This is a genomic window from Peptoniphilus obesi ph1, assembly GCF_000311865.1.
Classification (GTDB): Bacteria; Bacillota; Clostridia; order Tissierellales; family Peptoniphilaceae; genus Peptoniphilus_E; species Peptoniphilus_E obesi.
Window position 1 is genome coordinate 101,969 of sequence record NZ_HE978581.1, and the last position, 15,670, is coordinate 117,638.

Here is a 15,670-nt window from a genome sequence, read left to right on the forward strand (position 1 = left end):
TAATTTACTCTATAATGATATCATAAAATCGAATAAAGTAAAGTTATTTATAAAAATCTGTCTTCTACAATTTTTCTATCTTTTTTTATTTGTTCAAAAAGACTATCTATACTATCAAATTTTTTTTCAGATCTTATATAATCAAGTAGTATTAATTCTATTTTTTGCCCATAAATATCTTGATTAAAATCAATTATATTTGATTCAATCCTAATTCCACTATTTTCTATAGTTGGATTTTTACCAATATTAGTAACTGCTTTATATAATTTATTATTTATAATAACATTGCTATCATAAACTCCAAATTTAGGAATAATATAGTCATCAAGCAATTCTAAATTTGCAGTTGGATATCCCATCTTTGAACCTAGTTTTTTGCCATGAACTACAAGACAATCCATACTAAAATTATATCCTAAAAGCTGATTAGCTTTTTTTATATTTGAATTTTTTATCAAATTTCTTATCCTAGTTGAAGAAATAGCTTCTCCATCATCAGATATTTTATCAACAACTATTAAATCGATTGAATTTTTATCTGATAATTCTTTTAACAGTTTAGTGTCACCTTTTGCTTTATAACCAAATTTATAGTCATAGCCAACTACTATTCCTTCGATTAATAAATTTTCTTTTAAAAAGTTTTCTACAAAATATTCAGGTTCTAAACGCATAATTTCTTTTGTAAAAGCTATCTCATAAATAATATCAATGCCCATATTTTCAAAAAGCTCATATTTCTTTCGATTTGAAGTTATAAGATTTTGAGCTTTCTTTGCTAAAAGATTTTTTGTATGATTTTTAAATACTAAAATTGAACTTTTTATATTTTTTTCTTTTGCCATATTAACAAGATTTTTTAAAAGTTCTTTGTGTCCTATATGCACGCCATCAAAATTTCCAAGAGCAATTACCGATTTTGATTTTGCTTTATAACCATTATCAATACATATTATTTCCAAAACATTAATCCCCTTTTAGCATTTTTTTTATTTTTATTCCTTTGATATCATTTTTTTCCACATAAGAACCTATCCCAATAAATTCATTTTTACAATATATTTTTAAATCTTGATTAATAATTGAATTATCAGGATCAGCTTTATAGATTCTACCATTAGTAATTCCTTTGTAAAAAAAGTCAGCAACTTCATAACTTCTCATATCTGATAAAGCATCATCTATTGGAATTAAAAGGTCTTCTAATTTATATTTATCAATACTTTTTATATAGTCTATGTCATAAGCCATGCTTAAATCAAACTTACTAGATCTCGTTCTTATGAGTTCTTGCATTGTAGCGTAGCTTGATAATTCATATGCTAGATCTCTTATAAGACTTCTAATATAAGTTCCGGATGAACACTCTATTTTAATTCTATATAAGTCTTTATCAATTTGTTCAATAAGATCTAAGCTTTTTATATTAACTTTTCTAGCTTTAAGATCTAAAAATTTACCTTCTCTAGCATATTCATACAATTTTTTACCCTTATACTTTAAAGCAGAATACATGGGTGGAATCTGATTAATTTCTCCTTTAAATTCATCTAAAGCTTTAATTAATTCAAATCTTTCAGGGATTCTATCTGTTATTTTTACAGTTTCACCACTTACATCTAAGCTATCTGTTTCATAGCCAAATTTAATATCTGCTATGTATTCTTTATCGCTTGAGAGTAAATATTCAGAAATTTTGGTTGCTTTACCAAGACATACTACCAAAACTCCCCGGGCTATTGGGTCTAAGGTTCCCGTATGGCCTATTCTTTTCATATTTGCAGTTTTTCTTAATACATTTACTACATCGTGAGAAGTATAATCCTTAGGCTTATTAATTACTATTATTCCGTTCATTTAATTCATCCATAGCATATTTTATTAATAATTTTTTTTGATTTTCAAAATCTAATTTCATACTAGCTCCAGCAGCTCTTATATGACCGCCACCATCGAATTTTTCCGCTATATTTATAGCATTGGCATATGACTTTGTTCTTATGGATAATTTTATGCTTTTTTGTTTTATTTTCATAAACAAAGCTATCTCAACATCATCAATATCTCTTATAAATTCGACTATTCCTTCAGAGTCCATTTTTTTAGCATTAGCATTCTTTATCATTTCATCATCAACATAAACCAATGCTATTTTGTTATTTTCATAAAATTCAAGAGTATACATTGCATCCATTAATAATTTAGTTTTCCCAATAGATCTTTTTTGATACAGATTAACTGCAATATCATTTACATTTATTCCATATTCAAGAAGCTTGGCTGCTGCCATGAAAGTTTCTTTTCTTGTTGAATCATACTTAAAACTTCCAGTATCACTTGAAATTGCAGCATACAAGCAAGTTGCTATTTCTTTATCCAGTTCATAATCAAGATTATCAAGTAAAGTAAATAATAACTCGCCTGTAGCTGGTGATTTAGTATCAACTAGATTAATATCTGCAAATTTAGTATTTGTTATATGATGATCTATATTTATTGTAGATTTTGTTCTTTCAAATATTTCTCTTACACCCTTTGAAACTCTTCCAATATCTGCACAATCAAGAACAATAAAAAGATCAGGATTTGCTTTTATTTCACTGCTTTTTATTGACTTGTCTAAGTTTGGCAAAAATTTCAAATTATCTGGAACTTCATCGTCTATAATAAGACTTACATTTTTCGATTGATTAACCAATAATTTATAAAGTCCCAAAATAGATCCTAAATTATCCCCGTCAGGATTTAAATGAGAAGCTATGCAAATATTTTTTGAATTTTTAATTTCTTGATTAATTTGATTTATTATCATTTTTTACCTCATCAATTAATTTAGAGATTTTGTAAGATATATCAAGACTATCATCATATTCGAATATTAACTCTGGCATAGCTCTAAGTTTAACAGATCTTGCTAATTCTCTTTTTATAAATCCCTTTGAACTTTCCAGAGCATCCTGAGTTTCATCTCTTTTTTCAGTATCGCCTAAAATAGAATAATATATTTTAGCATATGATAGGTCATTTGTAACATCAACATGAACTATACTAATAATTTGAGGTATTCTCGGATCTTTTAATTTATGATTTATTATATCTGAAACAGATCTTCTTACTTCTTCTGAAATCTGTTGTACCCTTTTTTTATTCATCAAATCACCACATTTTATATCTATTAAAGGTCTTTTTTAACTTCCTTTAGTATATAACTTTCTAGTAAGTCTCCTTCTTTAATGTCATTAAAGTTATTTATAGCAAGCCCACCTTCAAATCCTGTAGCTAGCTCCCTAACATCGTCTTTAAATCTCTTTAGTGATGCAATTTCACCTTCGTGTATTACAACATCATCTCTTAGAACTTTAATCATTGAGTTTCTAGGAATTTTTCCATTTACTACATAAACACCTGCAACTATTGTATTTCCAGGTAATTTAAATGTTTGTCTAACTTCACATCTTCCTTGAATTTCTTCAACTATATCAGGTTCTAGCATACCATTTACAGCAGCTTCAACATCATTAATAATATCGTAAATAACCCTATATGTTCTAACATCAACATCTTCAGACTTTGCAAGTTCTAAAGCATTAATATTTGGCCTTACATTAAATCCTATTACAATCGCATTTGAAGCAGAGGCTAAAGTAATATCAGATTCATTAATTCCACCTACTCCACTATGAACAATACTTATTTTAACCTCATCATTGTCCAATTTCATAAGTGATTGATTTAAAGCTTCTACGGAACCCTTAACATCCCCTTTAACAACGATGTTTAGTTCTTTCATTTCTCCTTCTTTTATTCTGTCAAAAAGGTTATCCAATGAAACTTTTGAAGTAGAGCTTATTTTAGATTCTCTAATTTCTTCTCTATTTTTATCAGCAATTGTTCTAGCTAATTTTTCATCTTCTATTGCATATATTGTATCACCTGCGTTTGGCACATCAGATAAGCCTAAAATTACTGCTGGCATAGATGGACCAACACTTTTAACAGGTCTGTTCTTATCGTCTGTCATAGCCCTTATACGACCGCTAGAAACTCCTGAAACAACATAGTCTCCAAATTTTAAAGTACCTTTTTGAACTAATACTGTTGCCACTGGGCCTTTTCCAGTGTCTAATCTTGCATCTACAACTGTTCCTATTGCTTTTCTATTAGGATTAGCTTTTAATTCTTGCATTTCAGCAACAAGAAGTACCATTTCAAGAAGTTCATCTATTCCTTCTTTTGTTTTTGCAGAAACACCTACCATTATTGTGTCCCCACCCCAGTCTTCTGACATTAGACCATTTTCAAGAAGTTCTTGTTTTATTCTATCAATATTTTCTCTACCTTTATCTATTTTATTTATAGCAACAATTATAGGAACACCAGCTGATTTAGCATGTGAAATAGCTTCTATTGTTTGAGGCATAACTCCATCATCAGCAGCTACAACTAATATAGCTATATCTGTGATTAAAGCACCTCTTAATCTCATTGAAGTAAAAGCTTCGTGTCCTGGAGTATCTAAAAAAGTAACTTTTTTATTATTAACTCTTACGGTATAAGCACCAATATGTTGAGTGATTCCCCCAGCTTCTGAACCTTGAATATGTGATTTTTTTATACAGTCTAGCAACGAAGTTTTACCATGGTCAACGTGTCCCATAACTGTAACAACTGGTGGACGTGGTTTGAGATCTCTTTCCTTGTCTTCAAAATCAAGATTATAATAATCTTCAATTGATAACTCTTCTGCTTTATCCTTAATCTCAACTTCTTTATTTAAATCATCAGCAAGTAGAATACAAGTATCTTTATCGATTTCTTGATTTTGGCTAGCCATTACTCCCAAACCAATTAATTTTGTTATTACTTGTGCTACTGGAACATCAATAGATTCAGAAAATTCTTTTACAGTAATAGGTAGGCTTATTGAGATAATTTTATCTTCTTCTTTAGTATTTTTATTCCTTTTAACTTTCTTCTTTGCTTGTTTTTTAGTTAAATCAGGAATATTGTTTCTTTTATTATTTTTGTTATTGCTTTTATTACTGTGATTATTTTTATTATTTTTATTTTCTTTTTTATTATTTTGTTTATCTGAATTTTTATTCTTTTTATCTATATTTTTATTATTTTTATTTTCTTTTTTATTATTGTTTTTCGTATTATCTATACTTTTTTGTTCCTTTTTTTCTTTAACTGAATTTTTGATATCAGATTTTATATTTTTTTCTCCTTCAGTTTTTTTATTGCTAGCTTCACTTTTTTTCATATAGATATTTCGAACCCTATCAATATCATCATCTACGATATTTGACATGTGGTTTTTAACATCAATGTTCAGTTCATTAAGCTTAGCTATTAATTCTTTACTACTTATTCCGATTTCCTTTGCCAATGCATGTACTCTAATTTTTGACATTAGAACACCTCCCTATTATTGGGTGCTATTGTTTGTTAATAGATTCTTTTAATTGTGCATAAATTTCATCACTAATCTCCATTTTAAATGTCCTATTTAAAGCTTTTGTCTTAAAAGCTTTCTCTAAACATTTCTCATTAAAACATATATAAGCACCTCTGCCGTTTTGCTTTCCTGTCTCATCAAAAAATATTTCATTTTCTTTATTTTTTACTATTCTAATTAAATCTTTTTTTGCCTTGTTTTCTCCACAACCAAGGCACTTTCTCATAGGAATTTTCCTAACTTTTGACATATTACACCTCAAGTTAATGTAGTACTAAATATTTATAATTAATTTAATTAGTAAATAAGTCATCTTCAGTTCTTTCTATATCATTATCTTCATGAACTTCGTCGATATTATAAGAATCTTCTTTATCTATATTGAAGTTATCATCAATAGATTCGTCCTCTAATTCATCTTCTTTAGTAAAATCAGAAAACCTACTGAAGCTTTCAGCTAATTCTTCTTCACTTAAACCCTCTTCTTCTAGATAATTTTCAAATTGTTCATTAGATTTAATGTCTATCTTCCAATTTGTTAACTTAGCAGCGAGCCTTGCATTTTGTCCTTCCTTACCTATAGCTAAAGATAATTGAAGATCTGGAACTATAACTAGGGCTGATTTTTCTTTTTCATTAATAAAAACTTTTTCTACATTTGCAGGACTAAGTGCATTTGCTATAAATTTTTCGATTTTCTTGTCATATATAACTATATCGATTTTTTCATCATCTAGTTCATCAACAATTGCTTTAACTCTTGATCCCTTATATCCAACACAGGCTCCTAAAGGATCAACTTCTTCATCTCTAGAAAATACAGCTATTTTTGTTCTAGATCCAGCTTCTCTAGCTATAGAATAAATTTCAACTATACCTTCAGAGATCTCTGGAACTTCTAGTTCAAACAGTCTTTTTACAAGATTAGGATGGGATCTAGATAATATAACCTGTGGTCCTTTAGTAGTTTTCTTTACTTGAAGTAAAAGAAGTTTTAATCTATCTCCTTGCTTGTATGTTTTTGACTTAACTTGTTCTGAAGGAGGAAGTACAGCCTCTGTCTCACCCAAATCAAAGTATATTGATCCATAAGAAACTCTTTGGACTTGACCTGTTATGATCTCATTTTCTCTGTCTCGGAAGTCACTATAGATTACTTCTCTTTCAGCATCTTTTATTCTTTGAACTACAACTTGTCTAGCTGTTTGAGCAGCAATTCTACTAAAATCAGCTGGTACAATTTCTTCTGTTAGAATATCTCCAACATTAATTTTTGAATCTATTTTTTTAGCTTCTGTTAAGCTTATTTCTAAATTATCATCAAATAAATTATCATCCTCAACAACTTCTTTTTGCGAATAAAAATTTATTTTACCAGTTTCTCTATCAATAGATACTTTTACATTTTGTGAAGTTCCATAGTTTTTTCTATAACTAGAGATAAGTGCAGATTCAAGAGCTTCAAATAAAACATCCTTAGATATTCTTTTTGTTTTAGCTAATAAATCTATAACACCAATTAGTTCTTCATTCATATTTATCCCCCATTAAAATTTTATAGATTGTCTCATAATAGAAATTGACTTAATAGGTATTTCAACTCTTTCACCATCTACATCAAGAGTAACATTGTTTTCATCATAGTTATCCAGATTACCTATAAACTTTTTCTTTCCAGCTATTGCAGCATATAAACTTACTTCAACTTCATTACCTAAATTTCTTCTATAGTCGTCTTGATTTTTAAGTGGTCTGTCTAAACCAGGAGAAGAAACTTCTAGATAATAAGATTCATCAATATCAAGTTTATCAATATCATCTTCTATTTTTTTACTCATTACTTTACAGTCATCAAAATCTACTCCATCTTTTGAATAAATATATATAATTATTGATAATATTTTAGAACTCTTATTTAATTCAATATCAACAAGTTCATATCCAAGCTCTTTTGTAGCTTTATCCGAAATATTATATATCTTATCTTTTAATATATTTGAATTCAAAACACACCTCCTCAAAAAAACAAGAGTGGGATAACCCACTCCTTTCAACTTCTTTATAACATATTCATTATATCATAATAAGCACAAAAATCAATATAACAATGATTTAAGACTTTTTATTATTTTTCTATATAAACCTCATCTTCCCCATCTATTTCTTTTATATGAACAATTACATTCTCATCAAGTGATGTTGGAAGATTCTTGCCAACATAGTCCGGTCTAATAGGAAACTCTCTGTGACCCCTATCAATTAAAGTAGCTAATTGTACATTTCTCGGTCTGCCAGAAGTACAAATTGCATCGAGAGCAGCCCTAATAGTCCTTCCCGTATGAAAAACATCATCAACTATAATTATTTTTTTATCATCAATTGGAATATTAATTTTATAATTTTCTACTAAATTTTTTTCTTTATTATCATCCCTAAAATTTGTTATATCTATAGAATATACATCAACAGTTTTTTCAAGCTGTGATATTTTTTCGGCAAGTCTTTGTGCTATATTTTCCCCTCGCCTAACTACTCCAACTATTATTAAATTCTCAGTCCCTTTATTTTTTTCTATTATTTCATAGGCAATTCTTTGAATAGATCTATTCATTGCCATGGAATCCATAATTAAATTTTTCATTTTTCAAACCTATCTATAAATTTCTTAAATCTAGGAGGAAAATCATCTTCAAATTTCATTTCTTGACCACTTATAGGATGTTTAAATTCTAAAATATAAGAATGTAATAACTGCTTGTCAATATTGAATTTATTTTTATATCCATAAACAGGGTCTCCTATTATAGGATGTTTAATGTAAGAAAAATGTACTCTAATTTGATGAGTCCTTCCAGTTATAAGATTAATTTTAACTAAAGAGTAATTATCAAAATTTTTTAATAATTTATATTTTGATATTGCTCTTTTCGAATTATGATTAGTTACACAAAATTTTTTCCTATTTTTCCTGTCTCTTCCGATTGGAGCATCGATTACACCAAAGTCATCAAGTTTACCATAAACTATTGCTAAATACGTTTTTTTTATCTTTCTATTCTTAAACATTTTTACTAGTTTAGAATAAGCTTCATCAGATTTTGCAATTATCATTAAACCGCTTGTATCTTTATCAAGTCTATGAACTATACCAGGTCTGAGTTCATCTGATCCTTTTGCTAGATTATCAAATTTATATAGTAAACCATTGACAAGAGTATTATTAGGATTGCCTGCTCCAGGGTGTACAACTAAATCTTGAGGTTTTGATATTATAGCAAGATGATCATCCTCATAAAGTATTTTAAAATCTATGTCTTCTTTCTCAAGTTTAATTTCTTTATCTTCTTCAATTGATATAATATCTCCTAGCTCAATATTATATCCGGCTTTTACTTTATTTTTATTTACTAATATTTCGCCATTGTCAATTTTTCTTTTAATTTGTGATCGAGATAAAGATATTTTATCAAGCAGGTAAAGATCTAATCTTTGATTATTTAAATCAGCTATAAGTTCTTTCATTTATTACCTCTTTTAGGATTTTCATAAAGTAATATCATTATTGCCAATAATATGGTTCCAACAACTATAAAGACATCTGCTAAATTAAAAACAGCAAAATCATATCCAAAAATCCTAAATGATATAAAGTCCACAACATAGTGTAACCTAAATCTATCTATAAAATTTCCAATAGCTCCTCCTAGGATCAAAGCTAAAGATATATTAAAAAGTAGAGAGTTGTTTTTATAATTTTTAAACAGTATAAAAAGTATCGCTAAAACTATAACGATTGTGATTACTATAAAAAACAACCTCATATCCTGCATTATTCCAAATGCAGCTCCTCTATTTTCAACATAGAAGAAATTAAGTACATCCTCTATGACAACAATTGGTGGTTGGTCTTTTAAAAATTCGACAACTAAGTATTTTGACATTTGGTCTATCAAAACTAAAATAGCTGTAAAAATTAGTACGCTCATTTAACCTCCAAACATTCCAATTTTACTTTGGAATTTTTATACTTATCAAATACTTACCTTTTTTAGTAGTTGATAAAATTTCATCAAAATAAATTCTGCCATATTTTTTAACAGAAATAAGATCTTTTTCTTCTAAAGTTATTGATGTCTTATCTTCAAGCTTAAAGTTAACTTTTACATGGCCAGCTTTTATAATTTTATTGACATCACTTCTAGATAAATTTAGGCTAGAAGACAAAAAAGTATCTAATCTTAAAGAGGATACAACTATCTTTCTTTTATTAAATACTTTTTTTGGTATATTTAGTTCTACATTAGCATAACTTGTATTATATTTTGAAATTTTATCTAAATTATATTTTATAAAATCATAAATATGTTTTTTAACAAATATATAAATATAATCCTCAGATATTATGATATCTCCAACTATTTCTCTTTCTATTCCAAGTCCAAGAATTGAACCTAAAACATCTTTATGTCTTATATTGTCATTTTTATTGTAGCTAAGATATTTTACTTCATCTTTTTCTATTTGGTATAAATAACTTGGATAAATATATATAATTTTTCTTTCAGCTTCTTTATATCCACCATCTACTTGGTAAGAAATATTATCAAAACTGTTTAATATAGACTTTGCAATTCTAACTTCATAAGGATCTAAAAAATCAGTCGTTTCTATGGTATGATTTTTTTCTACTATCCTTATTTTGTCTAGAATTCTTCTTGCTAAAATAATCTTTTTATCATCATTAATATGGCTAATTAGATTATCTAAGTTGAAACTCATTACCAAGGAAACATCCCTGTGTTTTTAAGTTCTTCCTTTAAGCCATCTATTGCGACATTTTCTGGCGCTAATATAAATATATCTTTATTTACTTTTTGAATATTACCATCCAATGCATATAAAGCACCACTTACAAAATCAAATATTTGCCTTTTAACATCTAAGTCTAATTGTTCAAAATTAAGCACGATTGATTTATTAGCTCTTAAATCATCAACTATCTTAGGTGATTCTTCATATGATAGTGGTTCATGAACTGAAATTATCATATCAGCTGCACTTAGTCTATTGGAAACTTTTTTTACCTTTGTGGCTCTTGCAGGTGTTTCATCTTGTCTTTCATCTTCATTTTCATAGATATCATCTTCAATATATCCATACTCATCTTCATCATAATCGGAAAAACCAAAAATATTTTTCATCTTATCCATAAAATCTGCCATATTAATCCTCCTACTAATATTCTCTCTTACCGAAAATTTTTGTACCTATCCTTACCATATTTGAACCCTCTTCTATGGCTATTTTGTAATCTCCACTCATCCCCATAGAAAGGTAATCCATAGAAACATTTTCATAGTTTCTATTAATAATATCTTCTTTTAATTTAAATAAATTTCTAAATGAAGTCCTAATTTCATTCTGATTTTTTGTGTTAGCTGCAATTCCCATTAATCCTTTAATCGCAACATTTTTATAATCAAGGCAATTTTCAAGAAAGTCTAAAGTGTCTTCAATATTTACCCCACCTTTTTGCTCTTCTTTTGAAATATTAACCTGAATTAAAATATCTACAAAAATATCATCTTTCTTAGCTCTTTTATTTATTTCTTTTACTAGTTTTAATCTATCAATAGATTGGATTAAAACTACTTTATCATAGATATATTTTACCTTATTTGATTGTAAATTTCCAATCATATGATACTTTATATTATTTTTTGATAAGGGAATTTTATCAACAATTTCTTGAACTTTATTTTCACCAAAGTTTAAGCATCCATATTGTGATAATTCATTTATTTTTTCTACTGGATGGTTTTTAGAAACTGCTATTAAATTTACTTTTTCACCAGTTAAACTATGTAAACGAGTTTCTTCTATTTCTTCTAATACTTCTTCTAAATTATCTTTTAAAGACATATTGCTCCTTAATTCAATATTTCTGATTGTTCAACTTGCTTAGGGTTTATAATGATAGGATCATTTAATGAAATTGTTTTATATTTTTTGTTATCAATTTCTATATATGAAGACCTATCTCCTTTTGATACATAACTAGTTTTTTCAAGTGGTTTAATTACTTTTATAGGAACAAACCTAACCAAGCCGTGTATTTCCTGTATATAAACTCCAAAAATATTATCTCTTTTTATAATTGCAGACTTAGGAATTTCATAGCACTTTTGATCTTTATAAACAATGTCAAAATCATTTACTCTTTGCTTATAAACTTGATCAAAAAACCTATCGAGATTTACTATGACAACACTTCCCTTATCTGACTCATTAATTGTAAGTACTTTTGCCCTAACTTTATCGTCCTTAAATTTTAAAAGTAAATAATCATTATCTTTTATTTTTTTCAAATCATCATTATCTTTTACAAGTATTGCTACATTATAATTTATATTATCTATTAACTTAAATAGCTTATCTCCTTTGTTGACCTTAGTTTTTGACTGTCTATTAAGTGGCTCGGAATTTTTAGTAAAATATGAGTAATCCATCTTATCAATTTTATCTAATGAATATTTATTTTCAAAACCATCAATTAGAAAAGAAACTATAGAAGATGTATCACTTTTATAAACTATATTACTTTTATTTATTTGTTCAGTTAATTCATCTCTTTTTGCGTTTAAAGCATCTAAAGAATAATCCATTAGCTCCGTTAATTCAGACCATGCAATATTTTTATTTGAAGATAAGTCTAAATTATTTATATCTGATATAGCAGCTGACAAATTATTCTTTTTTATATTATCTTGTAGATCTTTTAAGCTTATATCTTCAACTTTGCTTTCTTCTTTTTTATCGCCATCAGTTTTGTAAGCTATAGCAGCATTAACTTTTGCCAGCTCATCTTTTAATTCAGATGTATCATTCATCAAATTAATGCTTGCTATTTCAAAATTAGCCGGAACCTTTTGTCCTTCACTTGCACTATATATTACAATTCCTTCACCTTTAGCTGTATAAACTTTTTCATTTAAAATATTTACACCCTTATAAGTTTTTTCGTCAACATAGCTAGTATATATAGGAAATGTGGTTTTATAATTCTTATAAATACGACCAGTAAGAGATCTTATTAAGAAAAAAAATATTACTATAGCGATTATAGCAAAAATAAGCATATTTTTAGTGTTTCTCTTTTTTTTAATTTTTCTCTTAGCTTTCAAAGATACCACCCTAAATTAAAAATATTTCTTCTATTTCTTCCTTGTATTCTCTAGTCATTAAGCTAGTTACTGCTTCTTTAGGATCAAGCCCTTCATATAAAACTTCATACAGTTTAGCTGTTATTGGCATAGAAACATCATATTTCTTTGAAAGTTCATAAGCTGATTTTGTAGTTTTAATTCCTTCTACAACTTGACCGATTTGCTTATTAGCTTCTTCAACTGCTATACCTTTACCTATTAAGACCCCTGCCCTTCTATTTCTAGAATGCATACTGGTACAAGTTACAATTAAGTCTCCTATACCTGCTAGTCCATTGAATGTTTGCATTTTCGCACCTGTTTTAACTCCAAGTTTACTTATTTCATATATGCCTCTTGTGGCTAATGCCGCTATAGTATTGTCTCCAAAACCTAGTCCATCAGCCATTCCTGCGGCTAAAGCAATAATGTTTTTTAAAGCACCACAAAGCTCAACTCCAAGTAGATCAGGATTAGTGTATACCCTAAAATATTTACTTGCAAAGGCATGCTGAACTTCTTTAGCCACGTCCGAGTTTTCAGAGGAAACAGCAACTGCTGTTGGAATATCTTTTCCGACTTCTTCAGCATGAGATGGACCTGATAAAACAGCAAAAGGATTGTCTGGTAAAATTTCTTTTGATATTTCAGAAATCCTATCTAAGCTTTCGTTTTCAATTCCCTTGGCTAGGTTTAAAATTATGACTTTTTTATCAATTTTATCTTTTATATTAGTCAAAACTTTCCTAAATGCACTTGTTGGAACTGCCATTACCAGCATATCTATATCTTCTAAAGCTCTATCTGGATCATTAAGAGCAGTTAAATCTCCTAAATCAACATCAGGTAAATATTTTGAGTTTTTATGTTTAGAGTTAATTTCATCTACAATATCTTTATTTCTTATATAAAACTTAACTTCATGTTTATTATTAGCTAGTAGTCTAGCTATAGCTGTTCCCCAGCTACCTCCACCATAAACTGTAATTTTCATCTTTTCCTTGCTCCTATTTTATTTTCTTTTCCAGTAATAAGTCTGTATATATTAGAATTATGCCTAAATATACCTATAGATACCACTATTATTAATAAAATTACTTGAATGTCCGAAAATGTTTTAAAGTATAGATTTATTAAAAATAATAGTATGAAAAAAGCTATTGAACTTATTGAAGCGGTATTAAATATTAAAGTAAAAACTATCCAAAAAACTACTGATATCAAAGTTGGTAAAAAGTTAAATATTGCAAAAGTTCCTAAGGTTGTTGCAACGCCCTTTCCTCCCTTGAAATTCATATTAAAAGGGAAATCATGCCCTAAAATACAAAATAAGCTTGCCAAAAGTAGCTTGGTGTTATCTAATTTGAATATAAATTTTAAAATTAATATAAGAACTGCACCTTTTATAAAGTCTATAAGAAAAGTTATAATACCAAACTTTTTTCCAAAAACTCTCATGGCATTTGTTGTGCCGGCATTACCACTTCCATAATTTCTTATATCTTTTTTATAAAAAAGCTTTCCTAGTATATAAGAGCCTGAAATACAGCCCACTAAATAAGAAATTGCAAGCATCAATAATTGACTCATCAATTATCTCCTCTATTTTTTAACCTTATAATTATTGGAACTCCGTCAAATCCAAAGTATTCCCTGATTTGATTTTCAAGATATCTTACATATGAAAAATGAAATAATTTTTTATCATTTACTGACAACAAAAAGGTAGGTGGTCTTACTGCTACTTGACTTCCATAATAAAGCTTAGCTCTTTTACCTTTGTCTGATGGAGCTTGTGTTGATAAGACAGCTCTGTTGAGTATATCGTTAAGTACACCCGTTTTAATTCTATGATTATAATTATTATTTACTATCAATATAGTATCTAATAAATTTATAATTCTTTGACCTGTAAGTGCTGATATATACACAATTGGAGCGTAGTTTATGAATGGAAGTCTTTTTCTTATGTTATATTCAAATTCCTTCATTGTAGTATTATCTTTTTCTATTAAATCCCACTTATTTACTGCAACTATTATTGCCTTATTGTTATCATGCGCATATCCAACAATCTTAGAATCTTGTTCAGAGACACCTTCCTTGGCATCTATTACTAAAACACAAACATTAGACCTTTCTATTGCAGTTAAAGTCCTAATAACAGAATATCTCTCAATAGCCTCATTTATTTTTGCTTTTTTTCTTAGCCCTGCAGTATCAACTAAAATGTAATTTTCATCTTTGTATCTAAATTTACTATCTATTGCATCTCTAGTTGTTCCTGCCATATTAGTTACTATTGATCTTTCTTCTCCAATAATTTTATTTACAAGAAGAGATTTTCCGACATTAGGCTTTCCTATAAAAGTTACTCTAATATCAGAATCATCATCTATTTCTTCATTACTAGGAAAACCCTTTATTACTTCATCTAAAAGGTCCCCTACTCCAGTACCTTGTTCAGAACTTATTAATATTGGATTATCAAAACCTAACTCAAAAAAATCATAATAATTTTCTTTAGTTTGTTTTGAATCAAATTTATTTATAGCAAGTACAATTTTCTTATTAGATTTTCTTAAAAAATTCGAAATTTCTCTATCAGTTGGCGTAACTCCAAGCACACCATCTGTTAAAAATATAATTACATCAGACATATCTAAAGCTAAATTTACTTGTTCTTTTATATTTACTTTAAATACATCAGTATCTTTAAAGTCTAGTCCACCTGTATCAACTAGCAAAAAATGTTTATTTAACCAAGAGGCATCTGCATTTATTCTATCTCTAGTTACTCCAGGAGTATCTTCAGTTATTGATATTTTTTTACCTACAATCTTATTAAATAAAGTTGATTTACCCACATTTGGAGCACCTATAATAGATACTATTGGTTTTTCCATATTATCACCTCTTTTTAGATTTTCGTTTTAATTATATCAAAATCTATATTTACTTGCAATTTAAGGATTAGAAATAAAAAAGAGGCCAATATGAC

18 protein-coding genes are annotated in these 15,670 nt (G+C 27.9%); all 18 read right to left on the bottom strand.

The window, feature by feature from the left end; genetic code table 11:
* Window positions 1–47: 47 nt before the first annotated feature.
* Window positions 48–965 (bottom strand): bifunctional riboflavin kinase/FAD synthetase, encoded by a 918-nt coding sequence (locus tag HGPB_RS04125; RefSeq protein WP_019132432.1) that lies wholly within the window; start codon window positions 963–965, stop codon window positions 48–50.
* Between the two features lie 4 nt (window positions 966–969).
* Entirely contained in the window at window positions 970–1,860 is an 891-nt protein-coding gene (gene truB, locus HGPB_RS04130; RefSeq protein ID WP_019132433.1) for a tRNA pseudouridine(55) synthase TruB, read from the bottom strand.
* Window positions 1,838–2,815 (bottom strand): DHH family phosphoesterase, encoded by a 978-nt coding sequence (locus tag HGPB_RS04135; RefSeq protein ID WP_019132434.1) that lies wholly within the window; start codon window positions 2,813–2,815, stop codon window positions 1,838–1,840. The genes truB and HGPB_RS04135 overlap by 23 nt, the downstream gene beginning before the upstream one ends.
* Window positions 2,796–3,155, bottom strand: coding sequence for a 30S ribosome-binding factor RbfA (rbfA, locus tag HGPB_RS04140; RefSeq protein WP_019132435.1), 360 nt, complete (start codon window positions 3,153–3,155; stop codon window positions 2,796–2,798). The genes HGPB_RS04135 and rbfA overlap by 20 nt, the downstream gene beginning before the upstream one ends.
* Window positions 3,156–3,178: 23 nt before the next feature.
* Complete coding sequence (infB, locus tag HGPB_RS04145; RefSeq protein ID WP_019132436.1) at window positions 3,179–5,419, bottom strand: translation initiation factor IF-2; 2,241 nt, start codon at window positions 5,417–5,419, stop codon at window positions 3,179–3,181.
* 25 nt (window positions 5,420–5,444) lie between these two features.
* Window positions 5,445–5,714, bottom strand: coding sequence for an RNase P modulator RnpM (gene rnpM / locus HGPB_RS04150; RefSeq protein ID WP_019132437.1), 270 nt, complete (start codon window positions 5,712–5,714; stop codon window positions 5,445–5,447).
* Window positions 5,715–5,757: 43 nt separating this feature from the next.
* Window positions 5,758–6,999: a transcription termination factor NusA gene (gene nusA, locus HGPB_RS04155; protein ID WP_019132438.1), complete on the bottom strand. Its 1,242-nt coding sequence runs from the start codon at window positions 6,997–6,999 to the stop codon at window positions 5,758–5,760.
* A 12-nt stretch (window positions 7,000–7,011) separates the two neighbouring features.
* Window positions 7,012–7,470 carry a ribosome maturation factor RimP gene (locus HGPB_RS04160; protein ID WP_019132439.1) on the bottom strand — a complete coding sequence of 153 codons (459 nt, stop codon included), beginning with the start codon at window positions 7,468–7,470 and terminating at the stop codon, window positions 7,012–7,014.
* A 119-nt stretch (window positions 7,471–7,589) separates the two neighbouring features.
* On the bottom strand, window positions 7,590–8,105 hold the full coding sequence (gene pyrR, locus HGPB_RS04165) for a bifunctional pyr operon transcriptional regulator/uracil phosphoribosyltransferase PyrR (RefSeq protein ID WP_019132440.1): 516 nt from the start codon (window positions 8,103–8,105) through the stop codon (window positions 7,590–7,592).
* Window positions 8,102–8,986, bottom strand: a complete 885-nt coding sequence (locus HGPB_RS04170; RefSeq protein ID WP_019132441.1) for an RluA family pseudouridine synthase — start codon at window positions 8,984–8,986, stop codon at window positions 8,102–8,104. The genes pyrR and HGPB_RS04170 overlap by 4 nt, the downstream gene beginning before the upstream one ends.
* Window positions 8,983–9,450 carry a signal peptidase II gene (gene lspA, locus HGPB_RS04175; RefSeq protein ID WP_019132442.1) on the bottom strand — a complete coding sequence of 156 codons (468 nt, stop codon included), beginning with the start codon at window positions 9,448–9,450 and terminating at the stop codon, window positions 8,983–8,985. The genes HGPB_RS04170 and lspA overlap by 4 nt, the downstream gene beginning before the upstream one ends.
* Before the next feature lie 22 nt (window positions 9,451–9,472).
* Window positions 9,473–10,243, bottom strand: coding sequence for a YlmH family RNA-binding protein (locus HGPB_RS04180; RefSeq protein ID WP_019132443.1), 771 nt, complete (start codon window positions 10,241–10,243; stop codon window positions 9,473–9,475).
* Window positions 10,243–10,686, bottom strand: a complete 444-nt coding sequence (locus HGPB_RS04185; RefSeq protein WP_019132444.1) for a cell division protein SepF — start codon at window positions 10,684–10,686, stop codon at window positions 10,243–10,245. Before HGPB_RS04185 ends, HGPB_RS04180 begins: the two co-directional genes overlap by 1 nt.
* Before the next feature lie 13 nt (window positions 10,687–10,699).
* The gene (locus HGPB_RS04190) at window positions 10,700–11,386 is read right to left on the bottom strand and encodes a YggS family pyridoxal phosphate-dependent enzyme (RefSeq protein ID WP_019132445.1); all 687 of its coding nucleotides are present in this window, start codon (window positions 11,384–11,386) and stop codon (window positions 10,700–10,702) included.
* An 8-nt stretch (window positions 11,387–11,394) separates the two neighbouring features.
* Entirely contained in the window at window positions 11,395–12,648 is a 1,254-nt protein-coding gene (locus HGPB_RS04195) for a biotin/lipoyl attachment domain-containing protein (protein ID WP_019132446.1), read from the bottom strand.
* A 10-nt stretch (window positions 12,649–12,658) separates the two neighbouring features.
* Window positions 12,659–13,663, bottom strand: a complete 1,005-nt coding sequence (locus HGPB_RS04200) for an NAD(P)H-dependent glycerol-3-phosphate dehydrogenase (protein ID WP_019132447.1) — start codon at window positions 13,661–13,663, stop codon at window positions 12,659–12,661.
* Window positions 13,660–14,259, bottom strand: coding sequence for a glycerol-3-phosphate 1-O-acyltransferase PlsY (gene plsY / locus HGPB_RS04205; RefSeq protein WP_019132448.1), 600 nt, complete (start codon window positions 14,257–14,259; stop codon window positions 13,660–13,662). Before plsY ends, HGPB_RS04200 begins: the two co-directional genes overlap by 4 nt.
* Complete coding sequence (gene der, locus HGPB_RS04210; protein ID WP_019132449.1) at window positions 14,259–15,575, bottom strand: ribosome biogenesis GTPase Der; 1,317 nt, start codon at window positions 15,573–15,575, stop codon at window positions 14,259–14,261. The genes plsY and der overlap by 1 nt, the downstream gene beginning before the upstream one ends.
* Between the last annotated feature and the right edge of the window lie 95 nt (window positions 15,576–15,670).